Raw genomic sequence first — 12,324 nt, 5'->3', positions numbered from 1 at the left:
AACACGGGCTGCCATTGGCTCTGGCCGCTGATCAACAGTTGTACCTGCCGAAGGTGCCCGGCCAGGCCGTAGCGCGAGCGTCGCCGATGGCCGCCGGCGTCGGTCTGCTCGAGCAGCGCGCCGAGCGAGCTGAACACATGGTGAGTGGTGAACGGCTCACCGTCGTGGAACGTGCGGGTTTCCCGCAGCGGCTGGCCGGTCAGGGAAAAGCTGTCCGTGAGCAACGAACCGGAACGGTCTTTCTGTTCCAGCAACTGGCCGCGACGGTTGTATCCGGCTTCGGCCGAGGCGTCGGCGTAAGTAAAAACGTCGACATCGGGTTGGCCATTTTCCTCGACCGCGACCACCCGCAGTTGCTCATCGAAGATCGTCTGCCAATGGCTACCGCGCTGATCCCAGCGCCGCAACGGCTCGCCGGCCAGACCCGGCAGGGTCAGGCGCCAGCCGGCGTCGACGCTGTCGGATTTCAATACCGTGCCGTCCAGGTTGTAAACCGTGGTCAGGCAGGGTGCCGACAAGCGCGGATCCCATTGCTCGACCAGACGCCCGGCGTAGTCATGCTGCCGACGGGTTACCAGCGCTACGGGGCTGTCGGCCGTCACACTGCGCAAGTACCCGACCTGCCGCACTGGCAAACCACGCGCATCGCTTACCGCCAGTGCAGGTGTACGGCGATGCACGTTGGCAATCATGGCTGCGATGCCTTGGTTGGCGATGACAGCTCGGCGGTGTCGTTGAAGTCTTCGCTGGTGTGATACCAAGGGTGGTACGTCTCTCGGGAAAAGTCGCCCTTGGCATTGACCATTCCGACCTGGCGGCCCTTGACGTCATAGCGAAGCTGATCGTGATGGCTCAGTGTGCGTAGGGACTGATCGTTGACGTAGGTATAGGTGTTGGCGAAAAACGCGCGGTACTGACGAACGGGCAAGCCTTTGTTGTTGTATTCGACCCGCTCGCTGATGCGCCAGCGCGGGTTGGCATCGACCACTTTGATCTGACCATCCTCGATAATCAGCGAGCCGTCGTCGTCCACGGCATACGCCTTGCCCGGGTCGACCAATTGCTGGGTTTGCAGAGCCCGGCCAAAACCGTCGACGCAGGCTTTGGTGATCTGGATCTGCGCCAGCGGATCGTCGGGGTAACGATCGGCACTGAGGATCACGCTGTGCACTGGTTCGCGATGCACTGTTGCGATGGCGTTTTGCAGCGCCTGTTCATCAGGCGTCAAGGCGCCGCTGCGCCGGGTCAGTTGGCGGCGTGTACTGGCCCTGATGTGGCCGCTGGGCAGCAGATAACCCCGGGCAATCCATGTCGTAGTGGCGTGGGTGTGGTTGGCAATTTGCCCCATCCAGCTGAACAGATCCTTGCGCAGGGTACTCGCGGCTTTTTGCACGGCATCGGTCGGGTTGGCAATTGCCGTAGCCGGGCTCCGGTCCTGCGGAAGTTTGTATTCGCTCAGTGGCCTGAAACCCGCTTCCCTGTTGTTCTCTGAGCCATAAAAACTGGTGGCCAGGGGCTGATTGGAAGGTTCATACAACGCCTGATGAGTGTTCAGGTTGGCATCGATGATTTTCAGCGCTTGCAGCGCGTGGTAGTCGTACTCGATGCAGGTGGTACAGCCATCCGGCAGTTCCACGAGGGTGACAGCCAGCGCATACGCGTCGTATACGGCGTGAGTGAAGCCATGGCTGAGGGTTTCGCGATAGCGGCGCACCTTGTAGAAACCGTCGAGGCCGGCGTATTCGGCGCAGTTGTAATTTGCCGACCACAGATTGTGCTCGGCGCTGCCCGAGGAGTCCTCCCAGAACAGAAAAGGCATCGGCAGGTAACCGATCTTTTCCAGTTCGCCGCGTACGTCAAAATCCGCTAAAACGCTGTAAGCGTCCAGCGCGGTTTTGTCCAGTTGGGCCACTTCCATGGGGCCGGTCAATGCCTCGAATCCGGCAATGCCATCGTCCAGCAGCTTGCCATCGGTACTCACGTAACGCTGCACGGACTGTGTGGTCAGCACCCGTTTGGTATTCCAGTACGCCGAATCCTCATGTTCCATCAGGCATTCATAGGACACCTGCGCAGGTGTAAGCCCGGTGGGAAGTGTGCCATTGGACGACAAGACCAATGCATTGCCACGCTGTTGATAGGGCAAACCAAGACGCCAATGCTGCGGATCCTTGTCCAGATCGATGAACACAGAACGGCTTTCATTGAGGTAGAACGACCGTTGTGCCGGGTCATGGGCGTCGTACCACCACTGCTGTTGATCAAGATCGTCGAACGGTGGCGTATCGGTTTCGGTGAGCCGCCTGGCGTAGCTCACTGTGATTGAATGCGTCGGTTGGCCGTAAGTGTTGTAGCGCAGGACCACATCGTTGCGACACATGGGGTCATCGACGAAACCGTCGTACTGGTAGCTGATCCTTTCCACCACCAGCGGCAGCAAGACTGCGGCGGCATAGGCGCCTTGCTCGCGCACTTGACGCACCCGATAACGCATTTCTTCGACCGTATAAGGCGTGGTGATCCGCGGAACATCCTCGCCAGTATCGGCATAGGTCTCGATGCGCGTGACCGAGCCGACCAGTGCCCGGCAGATCTGGTAGCGAGTGTCGGCGTCAGAAGAATCCAGCTGTTCCTCGCAGTCGTCCGCCTCGTGATATCGGCTGAACAGCGTATCGCCCAGTGGCACCGAATGTGCGTCGTGATTGAAATAGTCGTCACGCGACCGGTTCATCGATTGCCCGGTATGAAACCAGGTGAAGACCCGCATCGGCTCGCTGAAGCCTTCTCCCTTATCGTTGCTGGCGCTCTCACTGTCGGTTTGCTGCAGCAAGCCGAAACCGCGGAACTCGCGCTCAACGCGGTCGTAAAAACCTTCGCACCAGGTGAAGCGCTGCGTCAGGCAGTTGCCGGTGATTTCATCCAGTTGCTGCTGTTTTTTGACCACCGCCACCGGGAACGGCAAGTGGCAAGCCGGAAAACGTCTAAGGCTGGGCAGGCGGCGTTTTTCATCCAGCCATTCCTGCGCCGAGCTGCGGTAGACCACGCTGGTACTGCAACCCATGTTGTTGTTACTGCTGGTCAACAGATACGGCTTGGCCGAAACGAAATCGTAGCGCCAATGCTGCGGCTGCATGTGCGTCACCGTCAGGATCAGGCTGGCGCAGCCCAGGCCTTGCAGATCGGCGAAACTCACCTGACAGAGGCGATCGTAGCGCACGCCGTCGGGCCACGGCACGCTGATCGGTATTTGCTCCAGGCCGTTGCCGCCGCGATTCAGGTAGATCTCGAAGGTATCCGACATCAGATAAATCAGCGATGCGGCACCGGAGCCGTCGAGGTCGGCAAGGCGCACCCGGGACGAATCGAATTGCTCGTAGTTGAAGGGCAACTCGCTGATCTTGCGACCCTTGCCAAACCGGCCGTGGCCCAGGTTCGGCCAGCAGCGGATTTCGTCATGGCGTATCCGACACAACTCGGGCATATCGCTACCCAGCAGGTTGCCCAACAGCACCAGTTCTGTGCGCGAATTGCTGAACAGTGGCAAGCGGTCGTCGTCGGGTTGGTGAAGCACCTCTTCAGGCGCGGCGAAGCCTTGTTCGCGCTCGTTGGCATACAACCGCACGGAGCTGGGCCCGATCAACGCCAGGCTACTCAAGCCGTCACCGCTCAAGTCGCCAAGTGTCGAGAGCGTGTTGAAAAACTCTGGTGGGAATTTGCCGAAGGGGACGAAGTCGGCAAACTCGCGTTGTTCTGTCAGGGTGCGAAAACCACTGATACCCGGTTGCGCGATGACCCAATCGAGCCGACCGTCACCGGTCAGGTCGGTCAGCAGTTGCTGGACCGGACGGTTGCGATCGGCGAGCGGAATCTTTTCCAGTGCGGTCCATGGCCCATAGCCGATTTCATCGGTGCCCTTGGTCGCACGCAATGGTTCGCGGTAGTACCAGGCCTGGTCATAACGGCAGAGGAAACCCGGCACACCTTCGCCATAAAGATCCACACACTGGTAAAAACCACCGTCCTCGATACTCGGCTGGACATCGGTTTCGAAGAAGCGCGCCGGGGTTTTATTGATGTCGAAGGGGGCATAGTCGAACTCGACCGGCGGCGTGTTTTCGACAATGCCGCTCGCATCGAATGCCTGATAGTGCGCCGCGCTGATCTGGCTGTAGGCCCACTGCGCGATATTTTGCGGTTGGTGATATTCCAACAGCAGGCGGCGTACCAGTTTCGGTTGCTCGGTTTTTTCCTTGGAGAACTGATGAAACAGCAACGCTTGCTGGCACAGTCTGCGCGTGCCCAGTTCAAAGCCCCGACCATGGGTTGAAAAACGGTCGGGGCGGACTGTCCAGGGTTTCAGGGTGTCACCGTCGTAAGCAGGAATATCGGTCAGTGATGTGCTGCGTTCGCCGTAATCGAACAGCAGATGAAAGTGCCAGTCCAGTTCGGTCGGATTGTCCGTGGTCCAGCTATACAGATTGCTGCTGGCCGTGAAGTTGCCGTAGCACACGCGGCGCAGATAGCGCTGGGCGCGGTAGTCATGCAGCGGGTCGGGATCCTGATCATCGGCCTTGTACTCGAAACAGATGTGTTCACCACGTGCGTTCATGCTTTCGCACAGCAGCCAAGCGGCGATGCGTCCGGGAGCGTCGGGGTCGGCGACGCGTGTCGCTTCGGTCTTGCCGTAAAGGTGCAGTGAGCCGTCGGCGCCGTGTATCAGCCAGAAAACCGGTGGATCGGCTTCTCGGGTCTGCCGCTGCCAACGCTCGCGCAAGGCAAAGTCGCTTTCGATTTGCGGCCAGTAACGCACCACTCTGTACGGGCCGATGTCGACGCCGTTGTAGGTGTTTTCTTCACGGAATTTGATTTCACCGTTTTCATCCAGCTCCGGCATCCACACTTCGCCATCGGTACCAACGATCTCGTCGTGATCGGTATAACGTGGCACGCCTTTGTTGGTTCTGCGATTGATCTGACCCACGCCGGCCAGCTGCCAGGAAAGGCCGAATGGACCGTTGCCACTCTGACTGCTGTAACTCAGCGAGAACTGAGGATCCCAGCCCCGCCCGGCAGACGTTGGAATCGGCAACTCGAACGAGGCGGCTCCGGTCGGGCCCACAGCGCCCCAACTTTTGCCGATGGTGGCGATCGATGCGCTTTTGGCGATGGAGGGTGTGGTGATGCTCAATTCTTGCTGATCAGGCATGGTCGAATCCATTGCGCACGGGGTGGGCGTGAATGGGCTGACGCTAACAAGAAAGGCATTGAAATGAACCTGTCAGATCTGACAGGTGCGCAAGATCATTTTGTATGCATTGACGGAGTTTTTATCCCGTTCGGTTTGTACAAACAAAAAACGGCCGGATCATCCATGGGATGAGCCGGCCGTTTTCATGGAGGCGAAGCGCTTACTGCACTTCTACCGCCAGGCTTTGGCTGATCTTCTGTTGCCAGATCGCAGGACCGGTGATGTGCACCGACTCACCTTTGCTGTCCACCGCAACGGTGACCGGCATGTCCTTGACCTCGAACTCGTAGATCGCTTCCATGCCCAGTTCGGCAAACGCCAGCACTTTGGACTTTTTGATCGCTTGCGCCACCAGGTAAGCCGCGCCGCCGACCGCCATCAGGTACACGGCTTTGTTGTCCTTGATCGCCTCGATCGCAGTCGGGCCGCGCTCGGACTTGCCGATCATGCCCAGCAGACCGGTTTGCTCAAGGATCTGACGGGTGAACTTGTCCATCCGCGTCGCGGTGGTCGGACCTGCCGGGCCCACCACTTCGTCACCGACCGGATCAACCGGGCCGACGTAGTAGATGAAGCGACCTTTCAGATCGACCGGCAGGGTTTCACCTTTGTTGAGCATCTCGACCATGCGCTTGTGCGCGGCGTCGCGACCGGTGAGCATTTTGCCGTTGAGCAGCACGGTTTCGCCCGGCTTCCAGCTCTGCACGTCTTCCGGGGTCAGGGTGTCGAGGTTGACGCGACGGGCCGACGGGCCGGCTTCCCAGACGATTTCCGGGTAGGCGTCCAGCGGTGGCGCTTCCAGCGAAGCCGGGCCGGAACCGTCGAGCACGAAGTGCGCGTGACGGGTGGCAGCGCAGTTCGGGATCATGCACACCGGCAGGGAGGCGGCGTGGGTCGGGTAGTCCATGATCTTCACGTCGAGCACGGTGGTCAGGCCGCCGAGGCCCTGGGCGCCGATGCCCAACTGGTTGACCTTCTCGAACAGTTCCAGACGCATTTCTTCGATGCGGTTCTGCGGGCCACGGGCCTTGAGTTCGTGGATGTCGATGGATTCCATCAACACTTCTTTAGCCATGACCGCGGCTTTCTCGGCGGTGCCGCCGATGCCGATGCCGAGCATGCCCGGTGGGCACCAGCCAGCGCCCATGGTCGGAACGGTCTTCAGGACCCAGTCGACGATCGAGTCGGACGGGTTGAGCATGGCCATTTTCGATTTGTTCTCGGAACCGCCGCCCTTGGCCGCCACGTCCACTTCCACGGTGTTACCCGGGACGATGGAGTAGTGGATGACTGCCGGGGTGTTGTCCTTGGTATTTTTACGAGCGCCCGCCGGGTCGGCGAGGATCGAGGCACGCAGGACGTTTTCCGGCAGGTTGTAGGCGCGGCGCACGCCTTCGTTGATCATGTCGTCCAGGCCCATGGTGGCGCCATCCCAGCGTACGTCCATGCCGACGCGCACGAACACGGTGACGATACCGGTGTCCTGGCAGATCGGGCGGTGGCCGGTGGCGCACATGCGCGAGTTGATCAGGATCTGCGCCATCGAATCACGGGCCGCTGGCGATTCTTCGCGCAGGTAGGCTTCGTGCATCGCCTGGATGAAATCCACGGGGTGGTAATAGGAAATGAACTGCAGGGCGTCGGCAACGCTCTGAATCAGGTCGTCTTGCTTGATCACGGTCATGAGTCGCGCTCCTCTAAAAGACGGGAACATTTTAATAGGGCAGCTTTGAGCTTCGAGCTTCGAGCGGCAAGTCAAAGGCAGTACGTGGACTGTTTGAGCTTGCGGCCTTGAGCTTGCAACTTGAAGCTGGCCCTTTGGGCCGGGCACGCCGGGGCTGCTGGCGCGACGCTAAAAAGGCGCGGCAGTATACCGCGCCTCGGTGGGGCATACACGCGCCGGGATTCATTCGTTGGTCGAATGGCTTGATGGGGTGGGGGGGATTGCATTGGCAAATCGAGATCCTTGCCCCTCAGTCAGGCCCTGTCTCCCAGGGCGGTGAGGGGCTTTTGAGGCCACGCTTTTGACGCCAATTATCCGGCCCGAAAATCAATGGTCATTTATCGACTACGCCACTAAAGTGGCAGCCGGTCTGTAGGGTAGGACACTCGGTCAGCCTCCAAACGCACGGTGAGTCAACGATTGACCCATAACGCCATTCAACGTCTTTTGCTTAAACGCTTCGCCCTCGCTGCAGCCACCTATGGATTGGCTTTGCTGCTGCTGTGGCTGGCGTTTTTTACCGGTCATTTCGGCGAGTCCCTGCGTGCTGTGACCATCGGCAGTGTGCTGGTGGTGATCAGCCAAGCCACCTTGTTCGGCCTGTTCTGGAGCGGACGCAATATGCGTTTTGCCGACCCCAGCCTCACCGAAGCGCAAGTGCTGCTCGGGCTCGGCTGGCAGACGTGGCTGATCGCTCACCTGGACGAGGCCCGGGGCGCGTTTTTGGTGTTCTACGTGCTGATCCTGCTGTTCGGTCTGTTTCATCTGAGCCGACGGGCGTTCATCCGCTGTGCTCTGTTGGTGTTCTTCAGTTTCTGCGCGATTACCCTGTGGGACGGTTACCACTTCCGCCTGCCGGAGCCAGCGCTCGCCGTGCTGCAAGTGTGCATCCTGGCGATGGTGCTGGCGTGGCTGGTGATTTATGCGCGCTTTGTTCAGGTTTCGCGTCAACGCATACGCCAGCGCCGGTTTGCCTTGCAGGCACATCAGGACACCTTGCGCGGGATGATGCGCCAGCTCGAAGACCTGGTCGCCACCGACGAGTTGACCGGGCTGTTCAATCGTCGACACTTTTTGCGTCTGGCCTCGCGTGAACTGAATGCGATGGACAGCGAAGCGGTGCACGGCCTGGCGCTGATCGACCTCGACCATTTCAAGCGCATCAACGACCTGCACGGTCACGCCGCCGGCGATCAGGTGCTGCAGGCCTTTGCCGGTGTCGCCCAAGCGTGTCTGCGCGACGGCGACGTATTGGCGCGTTATGGTGGTGAGGAATTCGTGGTGTTGCTGCCCGACTGCGACGCCGAACGCCTGACCGCCTGCTGCGAGCGTCTGCGCGTGGCCTTTACCGACGTCGAATTGGTCGGCGTGAATGTGCGTGATCTCAGCCTCTCGGCCGGCATGACCCTGTTGACCTTGGGCGATGATCTGGATGACGCCTTGCAGCGCGCCGACCAGGCGCTCTATCGAGCCAAGCGTGACGGGCGCAATCGCTGTGCGGCAGCCTGGGAGAACGTAGATGCCTGAGCTTCGTGTGGGTCAGCAGAACTGGTCGGTAGCGGCGGGTAGCAACCTGCTCGATGCCCTCAATCAGAACGGCGTGCCGGTGCCATATAGCTGCCGCGCCGGCCGTTGTCATGCCTGCCTGGTGCAGTGCGTGCAAGGCCTGCCGGCCGACAATCGCCCGGATGCCTTGAGTGCCGAACAGCGCCAGCAGGGTTGGCGGCTGGCTTGTCAGTGCCAGGTTGTCGAAGACTTGCAGGTGCACACCTTCGATCCGGCGACGGACGGACGCCCGGCAGTTGTCGAGGCGCTGGACTGGCTGAGCGACAGCGTTCTGCGTTTGCGCCTGAGTCCGCAGCGCCCGCTGCGCTACAGCGCCGGGCAACATCTGGTGTTGTGGATCAATCACATCGCACGTCCGTATTCGCTGGCCAGCCTGCCGGAAGAAGACCGTTTTCTGGAGTTTCACCTCGATTGCCGCCAGCCCGGGGAGTTCAGCGACGCGGCACGTTGTCTGCAGATCGGCGACCCGATCCGCCTCGGCGAACTGCGCGGTGGTGCGTTGCAATACGACGCCGACTGGCATACCCGACCGTTGTGGCTGCTGGCGGCGGGTACAGGTCTCGGCCCGTTGTTCGGTGTCTTGCGTGAAGCGCTGCGTCAGGATCACCAGGGCGCCATCCGCGTCATTCACCTGGCCCATGACGCCAGTGAGCATTATCTGGCCAAACCCCTTGGCGCACTGGCCACCCAGCGTGAAAACCTGACCGTCGAGCTATGGACGGCGGCCGAGGCGCCCGCCGCTTTGGCGCAACTGCGCCTTGTTTCCCGGCAAACCCTGGCCTTAGTCTGCGGCTCGACGGCCAGTGTCGACGCCTTCGCCCGGCGTCTGTACCTGGCCGGATTGCCGCGCAATCAACTGCTGGCCGACGTATTCCTCAGCCGTGGTTGAGCGCTGATCCATCAGACGCGAGACACGCCATGACCGAAGCCATCCTGCTGGAACGCGAGCGCGGTTTACTGACCCTGCGCCTCAATCGCCCGGACAAGAAAAACGCCCTGACCCGCGCCATGTACAGCCGTCTCGCCGAGGCGTTGAAGCAGGCCGACAGCGACCCCGACATCAACGCCGTACTGATCACCGGCAGCAGCGAATGCTTTACGGCCGGCAATGACATCGCCGACTTCATCCAGCAACCGCCCAGTGACCTCGACAGCCCGGTGTTCCACTTCATGCAGGGCCTGCTCGAATGCCGAAAACCGGTGATCGCGGCTGTGGCCGGCGCAGCGGTGGGCATCGGCACCACGCTGTTGCTGCATTGCGATCTGGTCTATGTCAGTCGCGATGCACGGTTGTGCATGCCATTCGTCAACCTTGGGTTATGCCCCGAGTTCGGCTCCAGCCTGATCCTGCCGCGCTTGCTTGGCCAGGCCAAAGCAGCAGAGTTGTTGTTGCTCGGTGAAGGTTTCAGCGGTGAGCAGGCCGCGGCCTGGGGCATTGCCAGCGAAGCGTTGGGCAGCGGCGAAGCGGCATTGGCCAAGGCGCGGGAGATGGCGCTGCGCTTCGACGACTTACCGCCCGAAGCGGTGCGCATCAGCAAACAATTGATGAAAGCGCCGGATCGCGAGCAGATCCGCCAAGTGATCGAAGAGGAGGGCGCACTGTTTACTCAGCGGTTGCGCTCACCCGAAGCGCTGGCGGCGTTGACCGGGTTTATCAAGCGGCATTGAATTTTCGCTGACGGTAGCGGCCTTTCGGGAGCAAGCGTCCTCCCCAATCTGAAATTCATTCCCCTGTAGTGAGCAGGCTCGCGATTGCATTTGATCAGTCAAAACCCCTCTGGGATCAGAAAGACAAAAGCCCCCCGCCATTCACATGACGGGGCGACATTGAATTGCAGACAGACTGTGTGTCGGCTTCAACTCTTCCCGTGGAAACGAAGGATCACGCCCTGAGTCACCGACGTTGACAGAAAGCCCGCGATCACGATTTATCCAGCGATCCTTCAGGCAACAAGCGGCCCAATATGTAGTGCCCTCCGGAATCATGAAAAGCATCGCCAGTAAAATAAAGGCGTTCCAGTGTCGAAAGGGATTGCGCTGTAACGTCTAAAAGTGTGGTTTGCGACCGCAGGTTAGGGATGTTCAGGTGCCAAATGCCTTTCTCACCAAAACTTTCATCCAGTGAACCGGCTTGTCGGACTGATGGGCTTGGAGTGGCCATGTAACGCTCCTTGAATGGATTGTTTTCGGCTTTAGTAGCTGCCCATCATCCTGCCGCGTCTACTGGCAGGTCTGACAGTTGACACTGGTTTGTTCGTTGTGCGTGCCGCGCCTCACGGTCAAGGGGCGCTGCCTTTCGAGCGCCGCATGCAGAAAGCAAAAGCCCCGTCATTCATCGGCCGGGGCTTTTGCTTTCTGCTCGCTTGAAGTAACAATCAGCCAAGTCCGTGCAAGCGCAGTACCTGACCTTGAAACTGCGGGGTAGTCCCGGTTCCTGCCACTACGATCTTTCCATCCTTCTGTAGCGTGACAGCGTAGAAAGTTGTTCTGCCGCCAACGTCCGTACCCACCCAACCGACGCCCGCGAATGTTGTATCAAACGAACCGTCACTGAGTATTCTTGCGACGACGGCTGGCGCTGTGTCATCCAGTTGCTTGCCTATCAAAACGATCTTGCCATCCGGTTGCATGAGTCCGCCGGCCCAGTAGGTGGGCTCATTATTCAATCGGGTGAGCAAGGGTTGACCTCGATTGAACTGGAGATTGGCGCTGCCATCCGGTTCCAGACCGATCAAGAGACCTTGGGGCGTTTCGGTTCTGCCGATGCCCAGCAGACGGTTGTTCGGTTGTTGAATAATGGCCACCAGTCTGGCGGACTCCGACACTGGCACAATGACAAACCCGCCATTGCCAAAGCCTTGATCGAGGCTGCCGTTGAGTCCGTAGCGCGCGAACAGAGGCGCCGACGTGCCTGAGCGTGGCGCCAGTTGGCCGCAGACGACAATGTTGCCGTCCTGATCGATCAAACCGCCATGCACTTTGACGTCAGCAGGATCGGCACCCGGATAAATGACCTGGACATACCCCTTGTCATTGAAAGAAGTGTCCAGCGAGCCATCGTTGTTGAGCTGGAAAATAAAGGCGCGGGTGTCCGCCAGATGAGTGATGACGTAAGAATTTACGATCAGGATTTTTCCATTGTCGAGGGGCAAGACGTTTGCCGGCACGCTCTGATCTTTACCTCCCCCCACGTCTATGAGCATCAGGGCATTGAGCTCTTGAGGTCGCGGAAGTACGACAAGCCCCGCCATTCCAAATTCGACGTCCAGCGTTCCGTCGGGCAGGTATCGGGCCAATGCCGGATCACGTGCGCCTCCTACAGACCCGGTCACGAGAATTTTGCCGTCACTGAGAACGCTCACGGCGTTCCCCCGGGACTCGTTTGTTCCGGCAAAAAAACCGGTCACGACGCCATTCGTGCCAAAGCGGTTGTCCAGCGTTCCGTCAGCCAGCAAGCGCCCCAGCAGGTAGGGCGAATGGGTGACGCCACGTCGTATCTGACCGGTGAAATACAGGTGCTCCGGGGCTGTGGTGACGCCGAGGATGGTTGTTTCAGAGCCCAATTGCGCGAGGTCGAGACGAAAAATACCTGCATCTGCAAAACTTTCATCAAGCGACCCTGCGGCCTGCACAGATCGATCTGAGTGGTTCATGTGGCTGTCTGTGGTGGTCAACTAATTCCGGACACCTCGATAGGTAGTTTCGATGCCATCGCCCGCTCGTAAACGGTCGGCGGCAGATACCCCAGTTTTGAGTGCAGCCGTTCGTTGTTGTAAAACCCAACGAT

General features: G+C 59.8%; 7 protein-coding genes and 1 pseudogene. 3 read left to right on the top strand and 5 right to left on the bottom strand.

From position 1 onward, the window contains the following. From AACY02_RS25425 to AACY02_RS25415, 3 genes and pseudogenes are all read right to left on the bottom strand, one after another. Positions 1–692, bottom strand: a pseudogene (locus AACY02_RS25425) (toxin); the annotation flags it as partial. Next, positions 689–5,206, bottom strand: coding sequence for a SpvB/TcaC N-terminal domain-containing protein (locus tag AACY02_RS25420; protein ID WP_339434289.1), 4,518 nt, complete (start codon positions 5,204–5,206; stop codon positions 689–691). The pseudogene AACY02_RS25425 and the gene AACY02_RS25420, both read right to left, overlap by 4 nt. A 202-nt stretch (positions 5,207–5,408) precedes the next feature. Next, positions 5,409–6,932 carry a fumarate hydratase gene (locus AACY02_RS25415; RefSeq protein ID WP_221730643.1) on the bottom strand — a complete coding sequence of 508 codons (1,524 nt, stop codon included), beginning with the start codon at positions 6,930–6,932 and terminating at the stop codon, positions 5,409–5,411. Positions 6,933–7,391: 459 nt separating this feature from the next. Here AACY02_RS25415 and AACY02_RS25410 point away from each other — a divergent pair, with 459 nt between their 5' ends. From AACY02_RS25410 to AACY02_RS25400, 3 genes are read left to right on the top strand one after another with little or no spacing between them, the layout of a single operon-like run. Beyond that, positions 7,392–8,498, top strand: coding sequence for a GGDEF domain-containing protein (locus tag AACY02_RS25410; RefSeq protein ID WP_339434288.1), 1,107 nt, complete (start codon positions 7,392–7,394; stop codon positions 8,496–8,498). Continuing rightward, positions 8,491–9,426: an iron-sulfur-binding ferredoxin reductase gene (locus AACY02_RS25405; protein ID WP_339434287.1), complete on the top strand. Its 936-nt coding sequence runs from the start codon at positions 8,491–8,493 to the stop codon at positions 9,424–9,426. Before AACY02_RS25410 ends, AACY02_RS25405 begins: the two co-directional genes overlap by 8 nt. Positions 9,427–9,455: 29 nt before the next feature. Then, on the top strand, positions 9,456–10,205 hold the full coding sequence (locus AACY02_RS25400; protein WP_339434286.1) for an enoyl-CoA hydratase-related protein: 750 nt from the start codon (positions 9,456–9,458) through the stop codon (positions 10,203–10,205). Between the two features lie 253 nt (positions 10,206–10,458). Here AACY02_RS25400 and AACY02_RS25395 read toward each other — a convergent pair whose 3' ends face one another. Then, positions 10,459–10,698, bottom strand: a complete 240-nt coding sequence (locus AACY02_RS25395; protein ID WP_339434285.1) for a hypothetical protein — start codon at positions 10,696–10,698, stop codon at positions 10,459–10,461. Positions 10,699–10,912: 214 nt separating this feature from the next. Then, complete coding sequence (locus tag AACY02_RS25390; RefSeq protein WP_339434284.1) at positions 10,913–12,190, bottom strand: delta-60 repeat domain-containing protein; 1,278 nt, start codon at positions 12,188–12,190, stop codon at positions 10,913–10,915. Positions 12,191–12,324 lie beyond the last annotated feature (134 nt).

This window comes from Pseudomonas sp. EA_65y_Pfl2_P78 (assembly GCF_963970495.1).
GTDB lineage: Bacteria > Pseudomonadota > Gammaproteobacteria > Pseudomonadales > Pseudomonadaceae > Aquipseudomonas > Aquipseudomonas baetica_A.
The sequence above is the reverse complement of the archived record's forward strand: the minus strand, read 5'-3'. Positions and strand labels throughout refer to the sequence as shown.

What these genes read in the sequence shown, in the direction of transcription:
- AACY02_RS25420 (WP_339434289.1), bottom strand. Translation starts at nt 5,206, where the DNA reads ATGCCTGATCAGCAAGAATTGAGCATCACCACACCCTCCATCGCCAAA.
- AACY02_RS25415 (WP_221730643.1), bottom strand. Translation starts at nt 6,932, where the DNA reads ATGACCGTGATCAAGCAAGACGACCTGATTCAGAGCGTTGCCGACGCC.
- AACY02_RS25405 (WP_339434287.1), top strand. Translation starts at nt 8,491, where the DNA reads ATGCCTGAGCTTCGTGTGGGTCAGCAGAACTGGTCGGTAGCGGCGGGT.
- AACY02_RS25400 (WP_339434286.1), top strand. Translation starts at nt 9,456, where the DNA reads ATGACCGAAGCCATCCTGCTGGAACGCGAGCGCGGTTTACTGACCCTG.
- AACY02_RS25395 (WP_339434285.1), bottom strand. Translation starts at nt 10,698, where the DNA reads ATGGCCACTCCAAGCCCATCAGTCCGACAAGCCGGTTCACTGGATGAA.
- AACY02_RS25390 (WP_339434284.1), bottom strand. Translation starts at nt 12,190, where the DNA reads ATGAACCACTCAGATCGATCTGTGCAGGCCGCAGGGTCGCTTGATGAA.